Source organism: Dyella jejuensis, assembly GCF_044904675.1.
Taxonomy (GTDB): Bacteria; Pseudomonadota; Gammaproteobacteria; order Xanthomonadales; family Rhodanobacteraceae; genus Dyella_B; species Dyella_B jejuensis.
Window position 1 is genome coordinate 84,635 of the sequence record NZ_JADIKJ010000008.1, and the last position, 22,193, is coordinate 106,827.

Here is a 22,193-nt window from a genome sequence, read left to right on the forward strand (position 1 = left end):
CCATGCGTTTCAGACTTCTATTTCTCCTTGCCTTTGTCCTGCTGCTTGGTGCTTGTCATAGCGTCAAGCTCCCGCTACCCACCAACCTGCTGCCGCAAAGCCCGCCGCCCAGGACCCTGGCCGACGCCAAGAAAGCGCTGGAGCAGGCGACGCCGTGCTGCACCAGTTTTGCCGACTTCTCCTACCTGACGCGACTGCCCTGGCGACCGCAGCAGTTTGAATTGGGCAGCGGCACGCCGGTCGCGGCGATCAACGGCGTGCATAGCTATTTCCTGAGTTTCGTGCTGCCGGCCGACGTGAAGCTGCCTTACAAGATCGGCCTGAAATCCGAACTGGTCGGGCGCTCGGTGATGAGCTCGAGTTATCTGTTCGCCCCGACCGTGGTACAGCTCGATGACGCTTTCCAGCCCATCGATTCGAGCGATGTGAAACTGTGCGAATACATGGGCTGGACCAACAGCGACAGCGGCGCGTTCGGCAGCGTCGAAGTCACCGACAAGCGCGCGCGCTACCTGGTGGTATATAGCTCCGGCAAACAGCAATCGAACAACACGTACTGGGAGCAGTCCGCCAGCACGTTCTCGACAGATAGCAGCAGCACGCCCGCCGCCGTCACCACCGGCGGCAGCTACAAGATCGCGCACGGACCGGATGGCACGGTCTGGGTCGGCCTGATGGACAGGTCCTACGCGGAAGCGGTGAATAAAGCGGTATGCGGCAAAGCGCCGCAAGGCGACGGCGTGCTGCATTCGCTGCGCACGGACCTGCCTCACCTGAGCTGGAGCAATCTTTGATCCCGCTAGTGATCTATATCGGCCTGCTGTTGATCGGTCTTGTCTGCTTCAGCGTCCATGCCGTGCTGCCGTTCCGGATTGCCAAGCATCTGCGCGAGGACTACCCGCAGCATTGGATGGTCATCGTGGATACCGGCGGTGCGCGCGCCGCGCATGGGCCGCAATTGTGGTTGCGCATGCAGCATGTGCTGCGCTCGCCGGCCATCGCCGCCATCGACGACGCAGCGATCACCCGCCTGTGGCGCATCTGGCGCTACAGTCAATGGCTGGCGTGGAGTTGCTGGATCGGGGCATTGGCACTGCAGTGGCACAGCCGCTCCTGAGAAATACCGACCGGTTCGCCCGCTCACCACCGCATTTCGAGGAGAGATCTCATGGACTTGGACCTGAGCGGACGTCACGCCCTGGTATGCGGCGCATCCCAAGGCATTGGCCGTGCCACGGCGCTCGAACTCGCCGAGCTGGGCGCGGATGTCACCGTGCTGGCGCGTTCGTCGGACGTACTTGCCACGCTCGCCGACTCCCTGCCACGCAAGCATCCGGCGCAGCGCCACACATGGCGCAGCGTGGACATGCAGGACACGCATGCGCTCCAGTCGTTGGCCGCCGACATCGTGACCGCGTATCCGGTGCATATCCTGATCAACAACACCGGCGGACCGCCGGGAGGCCCTGCCCATAGCGCCGAACCCGCCGCCTTCGAAAATACCTTCCGCCAGCATGTGCTGGCCGGACAGGTGCTGCTCCAGGCCGTATTGCCGGGCATGCGCGACAGTGGCTACGGGCGGCTGGTAAATGTCATTTCCACCTCGGTCAAGGAACCGATTCCTGGCCTCGGCGTATCCAACACCATCCGCGCCGCAGTCGCCGCGTGGGCCAAGACTCTGGCAGGCGAACTGGCTGCCGACGGCATCACTGTCAACAATGTACTACCCGGTTACACCCGCACCGCCCGCCTGGATGGCCTGCTGGCCGCCCAGTCGCAGAAAAGCGGACGCAGCGAGCAGGAACTGGCGCAGGAAATGGCCGCTGCCGTGCCCGCTCGCCGCTTCGGCGAGCCCGGCGAAGTGGCCGCGATGATTGCCTTCCTGTGCACGCCGGCCGCGGCCTACGTCAACGGCGTGAGCATCGCAGTGGACGGGGGCCGGACGAAGGCGCTGAGCTAACGCCACGAAGTCCGCTGCCCGGCCACGGCGAAGGCGGCCCGCTCCTCGTTCTGATTGTTACGGCACTGCACTTCCTGCATACGCAAGCGTGCGGTGCATTCCACGCGAACTGGTTCTAAGCTTCTACAGATGCCAAGCACACGCCTCGCCAATCTCGTTGACGGTCGCCTGCAGGCGCCGCTGGACTCCCGCTGGCTGGAGATCCACGAACCGGCAACCGGCGCGGTCTTCGCGCAATGCCCCGATTCCAACGCCGCCGACGTCGATACCGCCGTCCAGGCGGCGCAGAAAGCGGCGCCCGGATGGGCGGCCACGCCGGCCGAAGAGCGTGCGCGTCTTCTGCACCGACTTGCCGATCTGATCGAAGGAAGGCTCGACGAATTCGCCGCGCTCGAATCGCGCGACAGCGGCAAACCCGTCGCGCTGGCCAGGCGCCTGGATATTCCACGCGCCGTGTCCAACCTCCGTTTCTTTGCGGCGGCGGTGATGGCGTGGGACAGCGAATCGCACGCGATGGAAAGCGGCGCCATCAATTACACGCTGCGCCGCCCGCTCGGCGTGGTGGGCTGCATCAGCCCGTGGAATCTCCCGCTGTATCTGTTCACCTGGAAGATCGCACCGGCGCTGGCCAGCGGTAACACCGTGGTGGCGAAACCTTCCGAAATCACGCCCTGCACCGCTGCACTGCTCGGTGAACTGAGCATCGAAGCAGGCTTCCCGGCGGGCGTGCTCAATATCGTGCATGGACGCGGCCCCATTACCGGCCAGGCCATCGTTGAGCATCCGGGAATCAAGGCCGTGTCCTTCACCGGCAGCACGCGCACGGGTGCCAGCATCGCCGCCACGGTGGCCCCGCAATTCAAGAAAGTGTCGCTTGAATTGGGCGGCAAGAATCCGGCCATCGTGTTCGCCGACGCCGATCTATGCGACGAAAATCTCGACACCATCGTGCGCTCGGGTTTCGCCAACCAGGGGGAGATCTGCCTGTGCGGTTCGCGCCTGCTGGTGCAGCGGTCCATCTACGACAGCTTTCGCGAACGCTACCTGGCACGTGTAAAGGCTTTGCGCGTCGGCGATCCGCAAGAACCGTCGAGCGATCTGGGCGCACTGGTTTCCCGCGAACATTTCGACAAGGTGATGCGCTGCATTGCGCAGGCGCGTGACGAAGGCGGACAGGTTCTTGCCGGCGGCCATGCCTTATCGCCGGATGGCCGCTGCGCCGACGGCTGGTTCATCGCGCCCACGGTGATCGATGGATTGCCCAACGACGCCGCCACGAACCAGCAGGAAATTTTCGGCCCTGTCGTCACGCTCATTCCGTTTGACGATGACGCCGAAGCGATCGCCATCGCCAATGGCACCCGCTACGGACTGGCCGCGTCGTTGTGGACAGGCGACCTGTCGCGCGCGCATCGCATGGCTGCCGAGCTGGATTTCGGCATCGTGTGGATCAACTGCTGGCTGTTGCGCGATCTGCGCACGCCGTTCGGTGGCAGCAAGCAATCCGGTGTCGGTCGGGAAGGCGGCACCGAGGCACTGCGTTTCTTCACCGAGCCGCGCAACGTCTGTATCCGGTATGGGAATGGTGGAACGTAAAAATATGCGCGAAGGCCGCGCGTTCTCTTGTACGCCCCTCATTCCCTGGCCGTCCTTTTCCGCTTCAGCTTACAGGAGAGTCCCTTGAGCAGCCCGCTGCAAGACCTGATCGACAGCAACCGTCGCTGGTCGGCCACGATGACGCAGGCCGATCCGCAATTCTTTGAACGCCTGGCCAAGCAGCAATCGCCGAAATACCTGTGGATCGGCTGCTCCGACTCGCGCGTGCCGGCCACCCAGATCGTTGATCTTCCGCCCGGCGAGATCTTCGTGCAACGTAATGTCGCCAACGTGGTTTCGCATACCGACCTCAACTGCCTCAGCACCATTCAGTTCGCGGTCGATGCGTTGAAGGTGGAACACATCATCGTCGTCGGCCATTACGGTTGCGGCGGCGTGCAGGCGGTGCTGGACGAACGCCGGCTCGGCCTCGTGGACAATTGGCTGCGTCATGTTGGCGACGTGGCGCAAAAACACACGGATGCACTTTCCTCGCTGGACTCGATGTCATTGCGCAACATGCGCCTGTGTGAACTCAACGCCATCGAGCAAGTGGTGAATGTCTGCCAGACCACGATCGTGATGGAAGCCTGGGAGCGCGGGCAGCCGCTGTCCGTGCATGCGTGGTGCTACAGCCTTTCCAACGGCCACATGCATGATCTGGGCATGCATGTGAATTCGCGTGAATCGTTGCGGCCGGGTTACGAGCAGGCCTTGCAGTTGCTGATGCGCCATGCCGGAGAATTGCGGTGAGCGATGTCGTCCGCACCGATAGCGCGCCAGCGCCGGTGGGCGCGTATCCGCATGCGCGCCGCGTGGGCGACCTGCTGTTCCTTTCCGGCGTCGGTCCGCGCCAACCCGGCAGCAACACCATTCCCGGGAATGTCTACGATGCGCAGGGACGGCTGATCGACTATGACATCGAGCAGCAATGCCGGCAGGTCTTCGCAAATGTGCGCGCCGTGCTGGAAGCCAGTGGCGCACGCTGGGAACAGTTGGTCGACGTTACCGTGTTCCTGACCGACATGGCGCGCGATTTCGCCACTTACAATCGCCTCTACGCCGAATATTTCCTGGGCGTCGAGGCCTGCCGCACGACGCTGGGCATTACCGCATTGCCGACGCCGATCGCCATCGAGCTCAAGTGCATCGCGTCGCTTCCTGCATTCGCGAACTGACATAAAAAAAAACCCCGGCGGCGGAAGCCGGCCGGGGTTTTCGTCATACCCAGAACTGGAACGATTACTTGCCGCCGTCCGCCGGGCTGCCGGAGGCCGGCGCAGTGCTCGCCTTCTTCGACTTGTGCGACTTGGTGCTGGTGGACGACGACTTATGGTGGGTGTGCTTGGTGGCGGTCGACGAACCCGACGCAGCGGCCGGCGCGGCCGGCTGGTCCTGCGCCAGCACCGAGCCGGAAAGAGCCACGCCCGCCACGAGCAGGGAAGCGATCGCAAGTTTACGCATCATGATCATGAGCCTCGAGATTTGGTTGCCACGGACCCGGCCGGAACCCGGCAAACGCGGGCGGCGTGACGGCATCAACAATGCATCGACTTTGGCATACCGGAACTGAACGGCGGAGAGAAAGTGCAGCCAAACGGTAGCGAATTAAACAAGCAGTCGGAATCTCCCTTCTGGATCGCCTCTATCGGATGGCTTATGTCAGGCATTCCCGCAGGAGTTGCCGGATGGTGGCCTGTACTATCGGCGCCTTGGCAACATCCCAGGCAAAGCTTTCCTCATCCATGTATTGGCACTGGGCCAATTCCAGTTGCACCGCCTGCACGCCTTCCTGCGGTCGGCCATAGTGCCGGGTGATGTAGCCGCCCTTGAAGCGGCCATTCAGAACGAAGTCGTAGCGGGACTGCGCTTCCATGATGTTGGTAAGCGCCCATTGCAGGTTCGCCCCGCAACTGGCCCCATCGGCGGTACCCAGGTTGAAGTCCGGCAAACGCCCCTCGAACAGCATAGGCACCTTGCTGCGGATCGAATGGCCCTCCCACAGCACGACTTTTCCATGCATTTCTTTCAGGCGAGCGATTTCCCCGGCCAGGGCCTGGTGGTAAGGACGCCACCAGGTGTCGACGCGCTCACGGATTTCCTCGGCACCGGGTTCGCGCCCCTCCAGGTAGAGCGGCTCGCCATTGAAAGCGATGGTAGGAACCAAGCCAGTTTCGCGGCGCCCGGGATACAGCGCATGACCATCCGCGGGACGGTTGAGGTCGATCACGTAGCGCGATGCCACCGGCTTCAGTACACTGGCGCCCAGCTCCCTGGCCAAGGGCTCGTATAACTTGGCGACGTGCCAGTCGGTATCGGGCGAACGCCGCGCATGAGGATGCAGGCGCCGGGCCAACTCGTCAGGAATATGACTGCCGTCGTGCGGCAGGCTGATCAGCAGCGGAACGCTGCCGTGCGTGAGGGTAAAAGTCTCCATGGCTGGAGTTTGACCGGTTCGCGCTCAATGCAGCAACAACAGCTCCTCGGCCGCAGTGGGATGGATCGCGATCGCCGCCTTCAGGTCGCTCCAGTTCAATCCTTTCTGCAGCGCCAGCGCAAAACCTTGCAGCAACTCGTCACTGCCCGGCCCGAGCACGTGGATGCCGACCACCTTGCGTTCGTCGCCGATACAGACGAGCTTGACCACGCTTTGTTCCGAACGGCCGGCCACCATCCATAGCAGTGGCGTGTAGCGTCCCGTATGCACGCTGACCGCATCGCCATAGCGGGCGTGCGCCTGCTGTTCGGTGAGGCCGACCGCGCCCAGCGGCGGCTCGGAAAAAACCACGCTTGGAATGACACTGTCGTCGAATTTTGCGTCGGCGTGACCGCCGATCAGGCGATCGGCCAGGGCTCGCCCTGCCGCGACCGCAACCGGCGTCAAGGCCTTGCGGTCGGTCACATCGCCCACGGCATAGAGGCCTGCGACGTTGGTGTTCTGGAACGCATCGACGAGCACGTGCCCATGCCCATCGCGCTCCACGCCGAGTTCCTCCAACCCTATGCCGCCGCTGTTCGGCACGCGGCCCGTCGCCCAGAGCACGGCATCGTAAATGCCGTACTCGGCGCCATCGGTCGCTTCCAGGGTGACCTTGCCGGGCTGGCCGCGCGCGGCGGTGATCTGGGTGTTGCGCATAATACGAATCCCGTGCGCCAGCATTTGCACCGCCAACGCCTCGACCAGCTCGAGATCGAAATCGGTCAACAGACTTTCGCGCACCAGCAGATCCACCTCGCAACCCAGTCCACGCATGAGGCAGGCAAATTCCACGCCTATATAGCCACCGCCCACGATGGCAAGGCGCTGCGGGGGCGCGTCGAGCGCAAAGATATCGTCCGACAGCATGCCCAGCTCGAAGCCCGGCAACTCCAGCTGCCGCGGGCGCGACCCGGTAGCGATCACGATATGTGGCGCGCACGCCTGCAGGCCGCTTTCCGTCGCCACGGTATCGGCACGGACCAGGCGCGCCGCCTGCTCGACAACATGGATATCCGCCGCCTCCAGGCGCATGGCATAGCGGTGGCGGATACCGGCGATGTACTGATCGCGCAACGTGCGAAAGCGAGCCCAGTCCAGCGCCATGGGCGATGTCTGGAAACCGATGTCGGCCGCCAGCCGGTGCATGTCCGCGATATGAGCGGCGAACCACATCGCCTTCTTCGGCACGCACCCGCGATTCACGCAGGTACCGCCGAGCACATCCGGATCGAACAGCGCCACCCGCGCGCCTAGCCGCGAGGCGCGCTGAGCAACGGTCAATCCGCCGGAACCCGCTCCCAGCACGATCATATCGAAGCGTTCGCTCATTGCTTTGTCCCTTTGCGTCGTTGGCTACAGGCCGAAACGCGCCGGCGCGTAAGGCGCCGCGTCGAATGGCGGCGGAGTGCCGTTGCATTGTGCGGCGATCAATTCGCCGGTCGCTGCGGACATGCTGACGCCAAGCATGCCGTGCGCGGTCGCCAGGTGCAGGTTCGACCAGCGCGCGCTCGGACCGATGATCGGTACCTCATCCATGCTCATGGGGCGCCATCCCCACCATTCTTCCTGCAATTGCGGGCCTTCCGGCGCGTGCAAGCCTTCTGCCGCCCCCCGGCGCAGCGCGTCCAGCCGCTTGCGGTTGAGTCCTTCGGCATAACCGGAAAATTCCATGGTGCTGCCCAGCCGGAATCCACTCTCCCAGGTGGTGACGCACACGGCCGCTTCTCGCAGCACCATTGCATGTCGCGGCACGAGCGTCGGACGCGAGTAAGTAAGCGAATAACCTTTACCCGGCTGCATGGGCATGCGCAGCCCCAATTGCCGTCCAAGCAAGGGCGACCATGCACCCAGCGCCAGCACTACGCGGTCGCCGGCAAACCGGCCCCCGGAGGTGGTCACGCCGGTAATGCGCTGGCCTTCGGTTTCAAATCGCCCGACCTTCGCCCCGCTCTCGATCACACCACCGCGTTCGCGCACCAGACGGGCGAGTTCAGCCACATAGCGGTCTGGACGCAGGCGCGCATCCTCGGGATGAAATAGCCCTCCCTGCACACCCGGCCTGAGCGCGGGTTCCATCGCCTGCACCTCGTCCGCACGCAGGCGCTGCACCGGGATACCGAGCCGATCGAGCAGCTCCGCATGGTGACGTTCGTCCGCCGCCATCGCTGCGGCGCTGCGATAAACGTACAGCAAGCCGGCCTCGACGAATTCGCAATCCAGGCCCTCGCTGCGGATCAATGCGGCAAGCACATGGCGCGACCGCTGCAGGATCGCGGCCCGCGCCTGCGCCGCGCGATGGAAATCGCGCCAATTGCAATGGCGCGCGAAACCCAGCAGCCAACGCAGGCGCGGGACGTCGAAACGGGGGTTGAGATAGAACGGCGCGTCGGCCCGCAGCATCGAACGCAAGGCAACACCGACCATGCCCGGCATCGCCAGGGGGGCCGCGTGGCTGGGCGTGATCGTGCCGCAATTGCCATGCGAACTGCCGCATCCGGGCGTGCCCTGCTCCAGCACGCGCACACTGGCGCCGCCCTGCAGCAGAAACCATGCACAGGACAGGCCCACGACACCACCACCAAGGATCAGGACATCACTGCGGGAAGCATCCATCGGCCCATTGTAACGATCTCGCTCCAATTGGTACTTGCGCGCACCCTTAGGTCGTCGCACGCTGGCGACGCGCAACCTTTCCCCGAGCCGGTGCGTATGCGGATAACGATCGTGACGTGGCTGTTTTGCACTACCGTGCTGCTGGCCTCGACCGGCGCGGGCGCGCAACCGCCCGCGCCGTCCGTCCGCGTGCTGCTGGCCCGCTTCGGCAGCGCGCCGAACGGCCTGGCCCGCTACGCCTACCTCACATCGGTGATGCCTCAGCTCGAGGGCGACAGCAAAACGCTCGCGCAACAGTTGCTCGCCACTGTGGATAGCGAACTGGGCTTGTACGACGAAGCCCTCATGGCCTTTCCCTTCGACAATCGCATTGCGCCGCCGCGCTCGATGGCGCTACCGCGTGACGAGCATTGGCGCAGCGTCGACGCCGCCGAGGTGGTGGCCGAACTCGCTGCCCAGCGGCATATCGTGATGGTCAACGAGGCCCACCACGATGCGCATACCCGCGAACTCACCCTGGCGCTGCTGCCGCGCCTGCGTGCGCTAGGCTTTCGCTACTTCGCCGCCGAAGCATTGGGCGACAAGGATCCTGACCTGACGCGCCGCGGCTACGCCACCGACCAGTCTGGCAGCGAGTACCTGCTCGAGCCGCTTTACGGCGACATCGTGCGTCAGGCCATCCGTCTGGGCTACACCATCGTGCCTTACGACTCGGCTACGGCAGCGCCTGAGGATCGCGACCAGGCCCAGGCGCAGGCGCTCTACGCCAAGGTATTCGCCAAGGATCCACAGGCCAGGCTGTTCGTGCATGCCGGTTATTCCCATATCGACAAGGCGCCGGGCAACCTGGGCGATGGCGCCCAGCCGATGGCCATGCAACTCAAGCGCCTGACGGGCTACGACCCGCTATGCATCGATCAGGTGCAATTCCGGGACGTGGCGGTGGGCGGCATCGATTTCGGCTTTTATAGCCAGGTGGCCCTGGCTTACCTGCCGCAGGCACCGATCGTGCTGCGCGAGCGTGGCAGCGGTGCGGTGTGGAATTCCGATCCGGTGCGCCATGATGTCACCGTCATCCTGCCTCCTGCCGCGGAGCGCGACCTCGACACCACCGGAGTCATGCAGGTGGATGTGCTGCACGGCGAAGTAGTCATGCGACGCATGATGCCATTCGACCTCGACGAACGGCCGGCGTGGCTGAGTCTGCAGGGCAAGCGCCTGCCTTTTCGCATCGATACCGATCTTTGCCTCGGGCAAGTACCGTGCGTAGTCGATGCTTATTATGCCGGCGAGCCGGACGCGGCCGTTCCCGCCGATCGCTATACGTTTCTCCATCATCGCTCGCACAACGAGCTCTATCTTTTTCCTGGCCGCTATCGGCTGCGCGCATGGAATACCGCCGGCGAAACCTTGTCCCAGCGGCTTATCGAGGTTCCTGCGCACTGAGTGTCCCGGCCGCTGGCCGCCTGTAGATTTCAAGTTACAGGTGTAATTTCCCTTCGAACTACACCTGTAATCCAAAGGAATCGCTTGTGTCCCCAGCAGCGCGCTCATCGGCAAAGCCGGAAGCCGTGTCATGGAAGCCCGGTGACAGCAAGCGCCGCTCAGGTCCGAGCAGATCGTGGCCGCAGTACAAGCGGGCAGCGACTGGCACGAGAAAACCATCGCGTCTTCGCGGCTGTACCGCGCCTTTGCTGGCGCATTTCAGCCGGCACGAAAATTGTCCGCGAAAGACAGGTCCGAACTGCGCAAGCTGACCGAGGCTACCGAACCGAAGGATCGCTGACATGGACGCGATGCTGCTGCGGATCTTGCTTGCGCGTGCCGGTCATGACTGGACACCGCTCCGGTCAGGCCTGAACACGGCGCCAGTGCTGACCGCATGCAGATGGCAGCAGTGGTCGCTATCAGGTCGGAAGCGGCCATCGCAGGCGATCGCTTCACGTCGGCATGGTGACATGGCTGTCGCGGGCGCACATAAAAGGAACCTCCTGCATACAAAAAATGAGTGGCCATACGTTGCTCAACGAAACGCCGCCGCGAGTCGTAGCAGCATCGCAGCGACAACTTGAGGATCGAGCGGGGCCGAAGCGTCACATAGGCGCGTTTCCGCATTGGCCACGATCCCGGAGGCCACTTCGAGCACATCAAGACCTCGCGCCGTCAGCTCGGTTTTTTGAACACGCCCGTGGTCGGGATCCGCAGCCCGGGAGATAAAGCCTGCACGCTCAAGAGCGACGAGGATGGCCTGCATCGTCTGTGGAGTCACAAAAGCGCGGCGGGCAAGCATGGCGTTCGAGGCCCCGGCCTTTTCCTTGAGAAAGCAGAGGACCGCATATTGCGGCGTGGTAAGCCCAACCTCCCGCAGCCCCGTGTCCAAATGGGTGCGCAGGGCCTGCTGAGCCAGCTTCAACGCATAGCCAATCGTCGCGTAGGGGTCTTTCAAGCTGACCTTGCCGGTTGACATATAAGGGCCCTTATATAAATATCAGCACCCTTATATAGTAGCTTGCCCACTGAAAGGAGCCCAGCCATGCCACATCTGATAGGTCCCGATTTCATCGGTATTCAAACTGAAGAACTCGATGCGGCCCGTGCCTTCTATACCGATGTCGTCGGACTGAAGGTTGCCGCTCAAAGTCCCCCGGGGGCGGTGGTCTTCGATACCAAGCCGATCCCATTCGCCATTCGCACCCCGTTGGTCGAACTAAAACACACAGAGGGATTGGGCCAAGGCGTCGCCATCTGGTTCGGGTGCGACGATGCCGACGCGCTACATGAGCATCTTCGCAGGCACGGCACACACATAGCGTTCGCGCCGAAAGACGGACCGTTCGGCCGTTACTTTGCTTTCTGCGACCCGTTTGGCTACACGATTACAGTCCATACAGTCGCGCATTCTTGAATGTGGAGGTGGCTGCAGTGGGCCGTATCTAATCCACCGCAGCCTAGCCTCTGGACCTCTGGCAGCTTGGGGGCGAAAGCAGACCAGCCGTCCTCCCTGCGTTGTCTTGCGTCGTCGCTTCGACTACGCCTTTGCTCGCTGGCCGTGCCGCCTTGGCACAGACCGGCGCAACGCAGTTATTACGCCTTTCTATCGCCGGAAGCGATCAGGAACCACGAGCACGGCCTAGTTCTGTTCAAGGTAGGGCTTGGCGCTCAAGATCGAGGTCGACCACGGCACCAGGTTCATCGCCCGAGCTGAACAGGGCCGCCAGCGACGCCGCGATGAAATGGCGCTATTTCCCCAAGCGGGAAAGCGGCAAGGCATTGGAAGCCTGGTAAAAGTACCGGTGCTCTTTAAGCTTTAATACGCGCGCCGGAAACCTGCAGCCTCGCCCCTTCCGCCGCCTCCACACCCAACTTCTTCCAATTCCTGAGAACTTCCAGCCAAGCTATTGATTTGATATAACCTCGGCGCAGACACGCCGAGGTTTTTTCTTTATGTCCATGACCAGCCGCGACGAATCGGACATGCACGGATCATTCGGTCATGAAATACGCCTGACCGGGCTCGCGGTCGCACTCCTGCTGCTGGCCGCCTGCGCCGGTTCCCCGCGCCGCGAGGCGACGTTCAAGCCCTCGCATTCGGCGTTGGCCGATGAGCCGGCGCGCGCGCCGGAAAACTCGATCGGCACCGCCAACGACATCCTGTTCCGCGCCATGGCCCTGGTCGGCACGCCCTATCACTGGGGTGGCAATACGCCCGCCGGTGGCTTCGACTGCAGCGGACTGGTCGATTACATCTACCGCAATGCCGCCAACATCATGCTGCCGCACAGCTCGCGCGACATGGCTTCGGTGGATGGACTGAAGGTCAAGCACATGGATGAGCTGATGAGCGGCGACCTGGTGTTCTTCTCGATCGACGGCGGCATCAGCCATGTCGGCGTATACGTAGGCAAAGGCCGGTTCGTGCATGCGCCGAACAGCGGCGGCACCGTTCGCCTGGATGATATCGATGGGCCATTCTGGCGCGATCATTTCGCCTACGGAAAACGGGTACTGGACTGACGCCCGTGCCAGAGCACGGCGACTCTTCACGAAATTTATATTGTGCACAATTAAATTTTGGACTAATTTTGTCCTTATGAAAGCGGCACCTCCTTCCCTGCTTCTCGACGAACAGCTTTGCTTCGCGCTGTATGCCGCCTCGCGCCGGATGACCGCGGCCTACCGTCCGTTGCTGGAAGCATTGGCGCTTACCTATCCGCAATACCTGGTCATGCTGGTGTTGTGGGAGCGCGACGGACTCACCGTGCGCGAACTGGGGGAGCGCCTGCAACTGGATTCAGGCACTCTCACCCCCCTGCTCAAGCGCCTGGAACAGGCCGGCCTGCTGGGCCGCCAGCGCCGCCAAAGCGACGAGCGCGAAGTGCAAATCACCCTGACCGAGGCCGGACACACCCTGCACCAGCGCGCGGCTGAGGTCCCACGCTGCATGGCCGAACGCCTTTGCATGTCGGTCGACGCCTTCAAACACCTTCGCGACGAACTCAAATCCCTCGCGGCCCAGCTGGCCGCCTCCTCCGACCCACGAGACTAAGACCATGAGCAATCCAAGCAAAATTCTCTATACCGCCACAGCCACCGCCAAAGGTGGCCGCGAAGGGCACATCCACAGCAGCGACGGCGTGCTGGACTTCGACCTGAAGGTTCCGAAGGAACTGGGCGGCCCGGGCGGCCACGGCAGCAATCCGGAACAGCTGTTCGCCGCTGGCTATGCTGCCTGTTTCGAAGGTGCGGTGCGCTACGTCGCGCGCGAGAAAAAGGTGACCCTCAAAGAAGCTTCGGTAACCGGCCATGTCGGCATCGGTCCGCGTGAACCCAGCGGTTTCGGCATCGCGGTGAAGCTGGAAGTGAACCTGCCCGGCATCGATCGCGCCGTGGCGCAGGAATTGGTCGATACCGCCCATCGCGACATCTGTCCGTACTCGCATGCCACGCGCGGCAACGTGGATGTGCAGATCAGCCTGGTGTGATGGCGGTGGCGGTGTAGAACGACAACGGCGCCACCCGGCGCCGTTGCTTTTCGCGTGGCTTCTCCAACATGGAGAAGCGCGACGCCGTCAATGCGCTTCGCCTCCCGGCGGATGCGCGTGGCCATGCTGGATTTCTTCCTCGCTCGCCTCGCGCACTTCCTGGATCGCGACATCGAAATTCAGTGTCTTGCCGGCCATCGGATGATTGAGGTCCACATCGACGGTACTCATGCCGACCTTGTGTACCGTCACCGCACGCTGGCCGCCCTGCTTGAGCGACAGCACCGTCACCATGCCCGGCTTGAGACGGTTGCCCTGCTGGAAATACTTTTTCGGCACGCGCTGGATCTGCCCGTCCTGCCGCTCGCCGTATCCTTCGGCTGGCGGAATCTCGACTTGCAGCGTATCGCCCGCACCATGCTCCTCCAGCGCCTTCTCCAGGCCGGGAATCAGCTGGCCGTGACCAAGCAGGATCCACAACGGCTGCCCGCTCTCGTGCGAGCTTTCAACTTTCTCGCCGTCCACGTTAAGCGTGTAGTGGAACGCGATGACCTTGTCCTTGCCAGCCTTCATTGCCTGTCTCTCGATGTAAGCAAAGCGCACATTCTATCAGCTGCGTTCCCGGGCGAAGTCCACGCCGCGCGCTTCCGGCCCCAGCCATACCAGCAGCGCCAGCAGCACGGCAACGGCGGCGATCCATAGCGACATGACCCCTGGCAGGTCGAGGCCGTCCCGGCTGGCCAGCCACGATTGCGCGGTGGCGGTGCCGGCAGCCAGCAAATTGCCCATCTGGTAGGCAAAGCCGGGCAAGGTGCCGCGTACTGCGTTTGGCGATAATTCGTTCAAATGCGTCGGTACCACGCCCCACGCGCCCTGCACCATTACCTGGATCAGGAAAGCCCCCACGCCCAACAGCCAAAACGAGCCGCCGTAGGTCCAGAGCGGGATCACCGGAATAGCGAGCAGCGCCGCGATGATCATCGCGCGCCGGCGGCCGATCTTCTCCGACCATGCCCCGAAGCAGATGCCGCCCACCAGCGCGCCGAGATTGAGCAACGCGACCAGCACGAACGCCGCGCCCGAACCGGTCGGAAGATGCAGGTTCACCTCCTCGAAGGTGTGGTACATGTCCTGCGAGCCATGGCTGAACATGTTGAACGCGGCCATCACGCACATCAGATAGATGGCGAGCTTCCAGTGACCGCGCATGGCCTGGGCCAGCCCAAGCTTGGCCTGCCCGGCCCGGCTGGCCTGCCACGCCGGCGATTCCGGCACCTTGCGCCGGATATACAGCACCAGCAACGCCGGCACCGCGCCCACTACGAACAGACCGCGCCAGCCAATATGATCGACCAGCAGCCAGTTCACCAGCGCACCCAGAAAGAACCCGCAGGGATAACCGCTTTGCAGCAGGCCGGAAACCAGCCCGCGCGATTTGGGTGGAATCGATTCCATCGCCAGCGACGCGCCGATGCCCCACTCGCCACCCATTGCCACGCCGAACAGGAACCGCAAGACAAGCAACACGGTTATCGATGGCGCAAACGCCGTCGCCAGTTCGAACACCGAAAACAGGATCACGTCGATCATCAGCACCGGACGCCGCCCGAAACGATCGGCCAGGCGTCCGAACAGCAAGGCGCCCAGCGGGCGCGCGGCGAGCGTCAGCAATACACCCAGCGTTACCTCGGTGCGATCGACATGGAATTCGTTCGCAATGGCGACGATGACGAAGGTGTACATGAAATAGTCGAATGCATCGAGGGTCCAACCCAGGAAACTCGCCAGCACGGTATGCCGTTGCTCATGATTCAATTCGCGCAACGCTGACAGAACGGACATGCAGAACTCCGAATAAGGTAACGGGGTGCGCCCTGCCTGGCCTGCGCTGGCGCCGCGGCTGGACTGAGCACCGCACAGGCAACGTTGGCGATGAGCCGGAGCACGCTGCGGGAGGCTAACACGCCATGAATCGTGCTTCGGCGGCGAGCTCGGCATTCATGTATACTCCACGGCTGGGATGGCCCGTCCGGGCGTATATCTCCCTACCACACCCACATACAGCAACGCGGTTCTGCATGAATAGCTCCGGGTTGCACAGGAGTATTTCATGTCATTCGAATCGCTGGGCCTTGCCCCTGCGTTGCTGCGCGCGCTTGCCGAACAGGGCTATACCGAACCCACCCCGATCCAGGCCGGCGCCATTCCGGTGGTGCTGGAAGGTCACGACCTGCTCGCCGCCGCGCAAACCGGTACCGGCAAGACCGCGGCTTTCGCACTGCCCTTATTGCAGCGCATGTCGTCCGCGGCGCCTTCGGGCACCCGTCGTCCGCAAGCGTTGATCCTCACCCCGACGCGCGAGCTGGCCGCGCAGATCCACGACAACCTGCGCGCCTACGGCAAGCATCTGCGGATCAGCAGCGCGACGATTTTCGGCGGCGTCAGCATGGGGCCGCAGATCCAGGCGCTGCGTCGCGGCGTCGACATCATCATCGCCACGCCGGGTCGCCTGGTCGACCACATGCAGCAGCGCACGATCGACCTGAGCGGGGTCAAGGTGCTGGTGCTGGACGAAGCCGATCGCATGCTCGACATGGGCTTCCTGCCTTCGCTCAAGCGCATCGTCAGCACCTTGCCGAAGCAACGCCAGTCGCTGATGTTCTCGGCCACCTTCGCGCCGGAAATCAAATCGCTGGCGATGCAGTTCATGCAATCGCCGCGCGAAGTATCGGTGACGCCGGCCAATAGCGTAGCCAATACGGTGAGCCATGAAGTGCATCCGGTCGATGCATCGCGCAAGCGCGACCTGCTGCTGCACGTACTGAGCCAGGACAGCCGGCGCCAGACACTGGTGTTCAGCCGCACCAAGCACGGCGCCGACAAGCTGGTGAGCTACCTGGAACATTCGGGCCTGCGCGCGGCGGCCATCCATGGCAACAAGAGCCAGAACGCGCGCACGCGCGCGCTGGCCGACTTCAAGAGCGGCCGCGTTACGGTCCTGGTGGCCACCGATATCGCCGCACGCGGCATCGACATCGACCAATTGCCGATCGTGATCAATTTCGATCTGCCGATGGTGGCCGAAGATTATGTGCACCGCATCGGCCGTACCGGCCGCGCGGGCGCCGAGGGCCTGGCGCTGTCGCTGGTCAGCCACGAGGAATCGGGTCTGCTGCGCGACATCCGCAAGCTGTTGAACCAGGAAATCGCCATCAACGAAGTACCCGGCTTCGAGCTATCCAGCCCGTTGCGCCTGGATGCCCACGCACCGCGTCCGAAGCAGGGCCAGCGCCAGCCGCGTCCGCCGCAGCGCCAGGGCGGCGGCTCGCATCGTCCGCACGGTCACACGCAGCAAGGCAGCGGGACGGGCGAACATGCCATGGGCAATCGCAAGCGACGTCCGCGCGGCCGTCGCCCGGCGGCGAAAGCGTAATCCCCATCGCGCCCTTTCTTCCCTTGCGAAGAAAGGGCCTGGAAGCACAGCCGGTCCGAGCATCGGCATGCCGCCGCATCAGCCGTCCGGGCAGATGCGCGCGGTGAGCACATGGTCTTCCCACACACCGGCGATCCGCAGGTAGCGCCTGGCATAACCCTCGCGCTCGAAACCCAGTTTCGCCAGCAGCTTCGCGCTGCGTTCATTGCGCGGAAGATAATTCGCCATGACCCGATGCAGGCCAAGTTCGCCGAACGCCCAGGCTATTCCCGGTTCCAGGATTTCGCGCATCAGGCCATGCCCCTGCATGCGCTCGGCCACGCCATAGCCGAGGTGGCATCCCTGGAATACGCCGCGCACGACATTGGCGAAAGTAAATGTCGCCAGGATGGTTTGCTCGTCCGGATCGAAAGCCATCAACGGATAGCCTCGGTCCTGCAGCGCGTATTCGCGCCCTTCCGTGATCGTCTTCAGGCAATGGGCCAGGGTGTAGTACTCCGGTTCCCGCAAGGGCTCCCACGGCGACAAATGTGCGTGGTTTTCTTCGCGATAGCGCAACAGCATGGGCGCATCCGACGCTTCGGCCAGCCGGATGCGCGCACGCGGCGTTTGCAAGTACGGCAAAACGATCACGACATCTCCCGCGCCACCCGTCGCTGCAAGGCCAGCAAGTTCAACGACAGAATGCGCACGACTTGTCAGCGCTCCTGATCGGTCGGCCGTAGCAACACTTCGTTGATGCACACGTAATCGGGGCGCGTCACGCAGAACAGGATCGCGTCGGCGACATCCTCGGCGCGCAATTGCCGCATCTCGCCTGCACGGGCATTCACCGCGTGGCGGCTCGCCTCGTGGCCGATATGCTCGCGCAATTCGGTATCGACCATGCCCGGCTCGATGACGCTGACGCGGATATTGTCCTGGTACACCTCGCGCCGCAGCGATTCGGAAAATCCCACCACGCCGAACTTGGTCGCCGCATAGGCTGCCGCATTCGGATTGGCGATGCGGCCGGCCACCGAGGATACATTCACGATATGTCCATCGCGGCGTGCACGCATGCCGGACAGTGCGGCCTGCGTGGCGGCGATCAAGCCGAGCACATTCAACTCCAACATGCTGCGCCAGCGACCAAGATCCGCCTCGATCACCGGCTCCAGATACATCACGCCGGCATTGTTGACCAGGATGTCCAGCCGTCCGTAATGCGCCTCGGTTTCTTTCACGATACGTTGAGCTTCGGCCTCCCGGGCAAGGTCGGCGACCAGCACCTTGGGCTCGGCGCCCAGTTCGGCCAGCCTGGTGGCCAGCTGCTCGAGGCGATCCTTGCGGCGCGCCGCAATCGCCACCTTGGCGCCTTGTTCGGCCAAGGCCAGCGCCGTGGCTTCGCCGATGCCCGAGGACGCCCCGGTCACCAGCGCAATACGATCTTTCAAGCGGTTTCGCATGCCAAAAACCTCATGGTTGCTTAAGGATGCTCTGATCAATGCTACGTAGGCGTCACCAGCTCTGTCTGTTCGCAGACCATAGGTTCGTCGGCGAAGGCAGACTGGCCGTCTGTCGAGACGACGGACCGCACGCGGGGAGAGTGCATGGATGCACTCGGCTTTGAGGAGCGAGGAAGGGATGCGGACAGACAGAGCTGGCCCCAACATGTTGAATTTAAAGCGATGGGGTGATGTCCAGAAGGCTCGCAGAGTGCACCGCGCGGCTTGGCAAGACGGCCAGTCTTCCCGGCGCCGCACAACACACTCTGCGAGCCTTCTGGTCATCATGCCGCCTGCGTAGCATTGATCAGAGCATCCTTAACCGGGTAAGGGTACGGCGGCCGAGGGCTGTTACAATAGTGACCATTCTCCTGCATGCCCTCGTGCATGCCATGTCGAGGTTTCCCCCATGTCGTCCCCGTCTTCCGACTCCGCCCCGGCTTCCGCTGGCTTCTCTGCGCTCGCGCTCTCGCCAGAAGTACTGCGTGCTCTGGCCGACGTAGGCTATGAATCGCCCTCGCCGATCCAGGCGGCGACGATTCCCTCGCTGCTCGAAGGCCGCGACGTGCTGGGCCAGGCGCAGACCGGCACCGGTAAAACGGCTGCCTTCGCGCTGCCGATCCTCTCGCGCATCGAAATGCGTCCCGGCAAGCCGCAGTCGCTGGTGCTGGCGCCCACGCGCGAATTGGCCATCCAGGTGGCCGAAGCGTTCCAGCGCTACGCCGCGCACATGCCGGGCTTCCAGGTGCTGCCGATCTACGGCGGCCAGAGCTACGGCCCGCAGTTGCAGGCGTTGCGTCGCGGCGTGCACGTCGTGGTCGGCACGCCCGGGCGCGTCATCGACCATCTGGATCGCGGCACGCTCGACCTTTCCGAACTGCGCTTCATCGTGCTCGACGAAGCCGACGAAATGCTGCGCATGGGTTTCATCGACGACGTCGAGAAAGTGCTGCAGGCGACGCCGCCGCAGCGCCAGGTCGCATTGTTCTCCGCCACCATGCCCGCGCCGATCCGCAAGATTGCGCAGCATCACCTGAAGGATCCGGTGGAAGTCACCATCAAGGCTGCCACCACCACGGCGGCCAACATCCGCCAGCGCTACTGGTGGGTGAGCGGCATGCACAAGCTCGACGCCATGACGCGCATCCTCGAGGCGGAACCGTTCGATGCAATGATCATCTTCGCCCGCACCAAGCAGGCAACCGAAGAACTGGCCGAAAAACTGCAGGCGCGCGGCCTGGCCGCGGCGGCGATCAACGGCGACATCGCACAGCCGCAACGCGAGCGTGTGATCCAGCAACTGAAGGAAGGCAAGCTCGACATCCTGGTCGCCACCGACGTCGCCGCACGCGGGCTGGACGTGGAGCGCATCAGCCACGTGCTGAACTACGACATTCCCTACGACACCGAAAGCTACGTGCATCGCATCGGCCGCACCGGGCGCGCCGGGCGCAGCGGCGAGGCCATCCTGTTCGTCACGCCGCGCGAGAAAGGCATGCTGCGCGCGATCGAACGCGCCACGCGCCAGCCGATCGAGGAAATGAAGCTGCCCACCGTCGAAGCCGTCAACGATCGCCGCATTGCGCGCTTCAAGCAAAGCATCAGCGATACCCTTGCGGTCGGCGGCCTGGAACAGTTCCAGCAATTGATCGAACAGTACGAGCAGGAGCACGATATCCCCGCGATCGAGATTGCCGCCGCGCTGGCGCGCATCGCCCAGGGCGATCGCCCGCTGCTGCTGGAGCCCCCGGCAAGGCGCGAGCACAGCCGCGAGCGCGAAGCACGTCCGGCACGCGGGCACGACAACGACTCCCGTCCGCGCGAGCCGCGCCATCGCGACGGCGAGCAGCGCGATTTCCCGCCACGCCAGCAGGTCCGCGCGCACACCACGGAAGCCGGCAAGCGCACCTACCGCATCGAAGTCGGCCACGAACATGGCGTGAAGCCCGGCAACATCATCGGCGCCATCGCCAATGAAGCAGGCCTGGAAAGCCAGCACATCGGCCGGCTCAGCATCCGCGGCGACTACAGCTTGATCGACCTGCCCGATGGCATGCCCGGAGAAATCTTCCAGCACCTGAAAAAGGTGTGGGTGAACCAGCAGATGCTGCGCATCGCCGAATGGGACGGCAACGAGAGCGACAACGGCGAACATCCGCCGCGCAAGGCCGGATTCAAGCCGGCGCATGCGCGCGGCCATGCCGGCAAGCCGCGTCCGCACGGCCATGGCGGCGGCAAGCCGCCGCGTCGCAAGTAATCGCTCGATCGTTCAAGCGGCGCAACACTGCGTTCCGTAGCGCTCGCAGCTGCAACGGGCTCGATCAACCCATACTACGGGGCAAGAGATCGAGCTACGTGATGCCATGAACGCCTTGCCCAGCCTATACATTTCGCACGGCTCGCCGATGACGGCCTTGCATCCCGGAAAGGTGGGCGAGCGCCTGGCTGAGCTTGCTGTGCAATTACCCAGGCCCAGCGCCGTTGTTATTGCCAGCGCGCACTGGCTCGCTCATGCGCCGGTCGTGGGCGGCTCGACGCAACCGGAAACCATCCACGATTTTCATGGTTTCCCTCGCGCGCTGTTCGACATTCGCTACCCGGCACCCGGCGCGCCGGCAATCGCTGCGCAAGTGATGCAGTTGCTCGATCGCGCCGGGCTCGCGCCCACGCTCGATGCCACGCGCGGCCTTGACCACGGTGCATGGGTGCCGTTGCGCCTGCTTTATCCGGATGCCGATATTCCCGTGGTGCCGCTATCCATCCAGCCTCATCGGGGGCCGGCTCATCCATATGCCGTCGGCAGAGCGCTCGCGCCACTGCGTGAGCAAGGCGTGCTCGTCATCGGCTCTGGCAGCATCACGCATAACCTTCACGATGTTCGTGCGGGTTACAGCGAAGAACGCGAAGCACCGTATGTGCGCCCCTTCATCAGCTGGATCGAGGAAAAGATGGCCGCCGGCGATGTGAGCGCCTTGCTCGATTACCGTCGCCAGGCTCCCTTTGCCGAGCGCGCGCACCCCACGGACGAGCATTTGTTGCCGCTCTACCTGGCGCTGGGCGCGGCGGGTCAAACGTTTCACGCGCAACGCATCGACGCAGGCATCGATCATGGCTTTCTCGCCATGGATATTTATCGGTTCGACACCGCACGAGCAGCGATCGCTGCACCATGATGGCTCCCTCCCTCGTTGCAGGAATGTCGCAGACTGCCTGGTCGCGCCCTGCAAAAAGACGCGGTAGATCCCCCGCGTTGGCCCGTCACGCTGACGCGGCAGCGACGTCGATCCAGTCCTGCGCTGTCAGCATTGCCAAACCGTAAGCGGCGCGCGCCTTGTCGCATTGCGCGCTGGGCTTTCCGTTTTCCCATGCCGGCTTCAGTTCCCGGCAGACGGAAGGCCGTTGCGCATAGATGCCGCAACGTGCGCTTTCTCCCAACGTTCCCTCCAGCGCGATGCATCGTGGACGTTGCGCCCATGTGCCACGCATGGCGAGGCGGTGTGTATCGAGTTTCTCGGTCAATGCCATCGGCACCACGCCACCCAGGTCGGGAGCGGCTTCGGACCAATGGAGCGTTACACGGAAATGGGCGCAACAGGCGCCGCAGTTCAAACACGGATGGCTCATGAGTTGGATGAGGGGCGCT

The 22,193-nt window shown here is 63.5% G+C and carries 26 protein-coding genes; 16 read left to right on the top strand and 10 right to left on the bottom strand.

All coding sequences use genetic code 11. The features are described 5' to 3' along the window. Nucleotides 1-2: 2 nt before the first annotated feature. The 6 genes from ISP15_RS08435 to ISP15_RS08460 all read left to right on the top strand — a co-directional run bounded on the left by ISP15_RS08435 (nucleotide 3) and on the right by ISP15_RS08460 (nucleotide 4,734). Nucleotides 3-794, top strand: coding sequence for a hypothetical protein (locus ISP15_RS08435; RefSeq protein WP_404546818.1), 792 nt, complete (start codon nucleotides 3-5; stop codon nucleotides 792-794). Then, nucleotides 791-1,117: a hypothetical protein gene (locus ISP15_RS08440; RefSeq protein ID WP_404546819.1), complete on the top strand. Its 327-nt coding sequence runs from the start codon at nucleotides 791-793 to the stop codon at nucleotides 1,115-1,117. The genes ISP15_RS08435 and ISP15_RS08440 overlap by 4 nt, the downstream gene beginning before the upstream one ends. Nucleotides 1,118-1,168: 51 nt before the next feature. After that, nucleotides 1,169-1,960 carry an SDR family oxidoreductase gene (locus tag ISP15_RS08445; protein WP_404546820.1) on the top strand — a complete coding sequence of 264 codons (792 nt, stop codon included), beginning with the start codon at nucleotides 1,169-1,171 and terminating at the stop codon, nucleotides 1,958-1,960. A 129-nt stretch (nucleotides 1,961-2,089) separates the two neighbouring features. Continuing rightward, the gene (locus ISP15_RS08450) at nucleotides 2,090-3,556 is read left to right on the top strand and encodes an aldehyde dehydrogenase (protein ID WP_404546821.1); all 1,467 of its coding nucleotides are present in this window, start codon (nucleotides 2,090-2,092) and stop codon (nucleotides 3,554-3,556) included. A gap of 84 nt (nucleotides 3,557-3,640) precedes the next feature. Next, on the top strand, nucleotides 3,641-4,309 hold the full coding sequence (can, locus tag ISP15_RS08455; protein ID WP_404546822.1) for a carbonate dehydratase: 669 nt from the start codon (nucleotides 3,641-3,643) through the stop codon (nucleotides 4,307-4,309). Then, nucleotides 4,306-4,734: a RidA family protein gene (locus ISP15_RS08460; protein ID WP_404546823.1), complete on the top strand. Its 429-nt coding sequence runs from the start codon at nucleotides 4,306-4,308 to the stop codon at nucleotides 4,732-4,734. Before can ends, ISP15_RS08460 begins: the two co-directional genes overlap by 4 nt. Nucleotides 4,735-4,798: 64 nt before the next feature. Here the strand turns inward: ISP15_RS08460 and ISP15_RS08465 are convergent, their stop codons facing one another. The 4 genes from ISP15_RS08465 to ISP15_RS08480 all read right to left on the bottom strand — a co-directional run bounded on the left by ISP15_RS08465 (nucleotide 4,799) and on the right by ISP15_RS08480 (nucleotide 8,648). Further along, the gene (locus ISP15_RS08465) at nucleotides 4,799-5,023 is read right to left on the bottom strand and encodes a hypothetical protein (protein WP_404546824.1); all 225 of its coding nucleotides are present in this window, start codon (nucleotides 5,021-5,023) and stop codon (nucleotides 4,799-4,801) included. Between the two features lie 190 nt (nucleotides 5,024-5,213). After that, on the bottom strand, nucleotides 5,214-5,993 hold the full coding sequence (hutG, locus tag ISP15_RS08470; RefSeq protein WP_404546825.1) for an N-formylglutamate deformylase: 780 nt from the start codon (nucleotides 5,991-5,993) through the stop codon (nucleotides 5,214-5,216). A gap of 24 nt (nucleotides 5,994-6,017) precedes the next feature. Then, nucleotides 6,018-7,364: a glutathione-disulfide reductase gene (gene gorA / locus ISP15_RS08475; RefSeq protein WP_404546826.1), complete on the bottom strand. Its 1,347-nt coding sequence runs from the start codon at nucleotides 7,362-7,364 to the stop codon at nucleotides 6,018-6,020. A gap of 24 nt (nucleotides 7,365-7,388) precedes the next feature. Continuing rightward, nucleotides 7,389-8,648: an NAD(P)/FAD-dependent oxidoreductase gene (locus ISP15_RS08480; RefSeq protein ID WP_404546827.1), complete on the bottom strand. Its 1,260-nt coding sequence runs from the start codon at nucleotides 8,646-8,648 to the stop codon at nucleotides 7,389-7,391. A gap of 111 nt (nucleotides 8,649-8,759) precedes the next feature. On the opposite strand from ISP15_RS08480, the gene ISP15_RS08485 reads away from it, so the two are divergent. Together ISP15_RS08485 and ISP15_RS08490 are read left to right on the top strand one after the other, a co-directional pair. Further along, nucleotides 8,760-10,094, top strand: a complete 1,335-nt coding sequence (locus tag ISP15_RS08485; protein ID WP_404546828.1) for a hypothetical protein — start codon at nucleotides 8,760-8,762, stop codon at nucleotides 10,092-10,094. A 175-nt stretch (nucleotides 10,095-10,269) separates the two neighbouring features. Beyond that, nucleotides 10,270-10,434: a hypothetical protein gene (locus ISP15_RS08490; protein WP_404546829.1), complete on the top strand. Its 165-nt coding sequence runs from the start codon at nucleotides 10,270-10,272 to the stop codon at nucleotides 10,432-10,434. Between the two features lie 237 nt (nucleotides 10,435-10,671). Here the strand turns inward: ISP15_RS08490 and ISP15_RS08495 are convergent, their stop codons facing one another. Further along, on the bottom strand, nucleotides 10,672-11,115 hold the full coding sequence (locus ISP15_RS08495; protein ID WP_404546830.1) for a MarR family winged helix-turn-helix transcriptional regulator: 444 nt from the start codon (nucleotides 11,113-11,115) through the stop codon (nucleotides 10,672-10,674). 66 nt (nucleotides 11,116-11,181) lie between these two features. On the opposite strand from ISP15_RS08495, the gene ISP15_RS08500 reads away from it, so the two are divergent. The 5 genes from ISP15_RS08500 (at nucleotide 11,182) to ISP15_RS08520 (ending at nucleotide 13,630) form a co-directional block, all read left to right on the top strand. Continuing rightward, a complete protein-coding gene (locus ISP15_RS08500; protein WP_404546831.1) occupies nucleotides 11,182-11,553 on the top strand; it encodes a VOC family protein in 372 nt (123 codons plus the stop codon). 247 nt (nucleotides 11,554-11,800) lie between these two features. Continuing rightward, on the top strand, nucleotides 11,801-11,959 hold the full coding sequence (locus ISP15_RS08505) for a hypothetical protein (RefSeq protein WP_404546832.1): 159 nt from the start codon (nucleotides 11,801-11,803) through the stop codon (nucleotides 11,957-11,959). A 163-nt stretch (nucleotides 11,960-12,122) separates the two neighbouring features. Next, nucleotides 12,123-12,662, top strand: coding sequence for a C40 family peptidase (locus ISP15_RS08510; RefSeq protein WP_404546887.1), 540 nt, complete (start codon nucleotides 12,123-12,125; stop codon nucleotides 12,660-12,662). Nucleotides 12,663-12,738: 76 nt separating this feature from the next. Next, entirely contained in the window at nucleotides 12,739-13,194 is a 456-nt protein-coding gene (locus tag ISP15_RS08515; protein ID WP_404546833.1) for a MarR family winged helix-turn-helix transcriptional regulator, read from the top strand. 4 nt (nucleotides 13,195-13,198) lie between these two features. Next, nucleotides 13,199-13,630, top strand: a complete 432-nt coding sequence (locus ISP15_RS08520) for an organic hydroperoxide resistance protein (protein ID WP_404546834.1) — start codon at nucleotides 13,199-13,201, stop codon at nucleotides 13,628-13,630. A gap of 87 nt (nucleotides 13,631-13,717) precedes the next feature. Here ISP15_RS08520 and ISP15_RS08525 read toward each other — a convergent pair whose 3' ends face one another. Both ISP15_RS08525 and ISP15_RS08530 read right to left on the bottom strand, forming a co-directional pair. Beyond that, nucleotides 13,718-14,203: an FKBP-type peptidyl-prolyl cis-trans isomerase gene (locus ISP15_RS08525; RefSeq protein WP_404546835.1), complete on the bottom strand. Its 486-nt coding sequence runs from the start codon at nucleotides 14,201-14,203 to the stop codon at nucleotides 13,718-13,720. A gap of 36 nt (nucleotides 14,204-14,239) precedes the next feature. Beyond that, nucleotides 14,240-15,472 (bottom strand): MFS transporter, encoded by a 1,233-nt coding sequence (locus tag ISP15_RS08530; RefSeq protein WP_404546836.1) that lies wholly within the window; start codon nucleotides 15,470-15,472, stop codon nucleotides 14,240-14,242. A gap of 268 nt (nucleotides 15,473-15,740) precedes the next feature. Here ISP15_RS08530 and ISP15_RS08535 point away from each other — a divergent pair, with 268 nt between their 5' ends. Continuing rightward, nucleotides 15,741-17,063, top strand: coding sequence for a DEAD/DEAH box helicase (locus tag ISP15_RS08535; RefSeq protein ID WP_404546837.1), 1,323 nt, complete (start codon nucleotides 15,741-15,743; stop codon nucleotides 17,061-17,063). A 78-nt stretch (nucleotides 17,064-17,141) separates the two neighbouring features. Here the strand turns inward: ISP15_RS08535 and ISP15_RS08540 are convergent, their stop codons facing one another. After that, nucleotides 17,142-17,696 (bottom strand): GNAT family N-acetyltransferase, encoded by a 555-nt coding sequence (locus ISP15_RS08540; protein ID WP_404546838.1) that lies wholly within the window; start codon nucleotides 17,694-17,696, stop codon nucleotides 17,142-17,144. 65 nt (nucleotides 17,697-17,761) lie between these two features. Beyond that, nucleotides 17,762-18,499: an SDR family NAD(P)-dependent oxidoreductase gene (locus ISP15_RS08545; protein ID WP_404546839.1), complete on the bottom strand. Its 738-nt coding sequence runs from the start codon at nucleotides 18,497-18,499 to the stop codon at nucleotides 17,762-17,764. Nucleotides 18,500-18,959: 460 nt separating this feature from the next. Here ISP15_RS08545 and ISP15_RS08550 point away from each other — a divergent pair, with 460 nt between their 5' ends. Then, nucleotides 18,960-20,807 (top strand): DEAD/DEAH box helicase, encoded by a 1,848-nt coding sequence (locus ISP15_RS08550; RefSeq protein WP_404546840.1) that lies wholly within the window; start codon nucleotides 18,960-18,962, stop codon nucleotides 20,805-20,807. Nucleotides 20,808-20,913: 106 nt separating this feature from the next. Beyond that, entirely contained in the window at nucleotides 20,914-21,723 is an 810-nt protein-coding gene (locus ISP15_RS08555; RefSeq protein WP_404546841.1) for a dioxygenase family protein, read from the top strand. A gap of 85 nt (nucleotides 21,724-21,808) precedes the next feature. Here ISP15_RS08555 and ISP15_RS08560 read toward each other — a convergent pair whose 3' ends face one another. After that, nucleotides 21,809-22,174, bottom strand: coding sequence for a YkgJ family cysteine cluster protein (locus ISP15_RS08560; RefSeq protein ID WP_404546842.1), 366 nt, complete (start codon nucleotides 22,172-22,174; stop codon nucleotides 21,809-21,811). Between the last annotated feature and the right edge of the window lie 19 nt (nucleotides 22,175-22,193).

Bases quoted from the DNA above. Each gene is read 5' to 3' on its own strand.
- ISP15_RS08435 (WP_404546818.1), top strand. From the start codon at position 3: ATGCGTTTCAGACTTCTATTTCTCCTTGCCTTTGTCCTGCTGCTTGGT.
- ISP15_RS08445 (WP_404546820.1), top strand. From the start codon at position 1,169: ATGGACTTGGACCTGAGCGGACGTCACGCCCTGGTATGCGGCGCATCC.
- ISP15_RS08450 (WP_404546821.1), top strand. From the start codon at position 2,090: ATGCCAAGCACACGCCTCGCCAATCTCGTTGACGGTCGCCTGCAGGCG.
- ISP15_RS08465 (WP_404546824.1), bottom strand. From the start codon at position 5,023: ATGATGCGTAAACTTGCGATCGCTTCCCTGCTCGTGGCGGGCGTGGCT.
- hutG (WP_404546825.1), bottom strand. From the start codon at position 5,993: ATGGAGACTTTTACCCTCACGCACGGCAGCGTTCCGCTGCTGATCAGC.
- gorA (WP_404546826.1), bottom strand. From the start codon at position 7,364: ATGAGCGAACGCTTCGATATGATCGTGCTGGGAGCGGGTTCCGGCGGA.
- ISP15_RS08480 (WP_404546827.1), bottom strand. From the start codon at position 8,648: ATGGATGCTTCCCGCAGTGATGTCCTGATCCTTGGTGGTGGTGTCGTG.
- ISP15_RS08495 (WP_404546830.1), bottom strand. From the start codon at position 11,115: ATGTCAACCGGCAAGGTCAGCTTGAAAGACCCCTACGCGACGATTGGC.
- ISP15_RS08500 (WP_404546831.1), top strand. From the start codon at position 11,182: ATGCCACATCTGATAGGTCCCGATTTCATCGGTATTCAAACTGAAGAA.
- ISP15_RS08510 (WP_404546887.1), top strand. From the start codon at position 12,123: ATGCACGGATCATTCGGTCATGAAATACGCCTGACCGGGCTCGCGGTC.
- ISP15_RS08515 (WP_404546833.1), top strand. From the start codon at position 12,739: ATGAAAGCGGCACCTCCTTCCCTGCTTCTCGACGAACAGCTTTGCTTC.
- ISP15_RS08520 (WP_404546834.1), top strand. From the start codon at position 13,199: ATGAGCAATCCAAGCAAAATTCTCTATACCGCCACAGCCACCGCCAAA.
- ISP15_RS08525 (WP_404546835.1), bottom strand. From the start codon at position 14,203: ATGAAGGCTGGCAAGGACAAGGTCATCGCGTTCCACTACACGCTTAAC.
- ISP15_RS08530 (WP_404546836.1), bottom strand. From the start codon at position 15,472: ATGTCCGTTCTGTCAGCGTTGCGCGAATTGAATCATGAGCAACGGCAT.
- ISP15_RS08535 (WP_404546837.1), top strand. From the start codon at position 15,741: ATGTCATTCGAATCGCTGGGCCTTGCCCCTGCGTTGCTGCGCGCGCTT.
- ISP15_RS08550 (WP_404546840.1), top strand. From the start codon at position 18,960: ATGTCGTCCCCGTCTTCCGACTCCGCCCCGGCTTCCGCTGGCTTCTCT.
- ISP15_RS08555 (WP_404546841.1), top strand. From the start codon at position 20,914: ATGAACGCCTTGCCCAGCCTATACATTTCGCACGGCTCGCCGATGACG.
- ISP15_RS08560 (WP_404546842.1), bottom strand. From the start codon at position 22,174: ATGAGCCATCCGTGTTTGAACTGCGGCGCCTGTTGCGCCCATTTCCGT.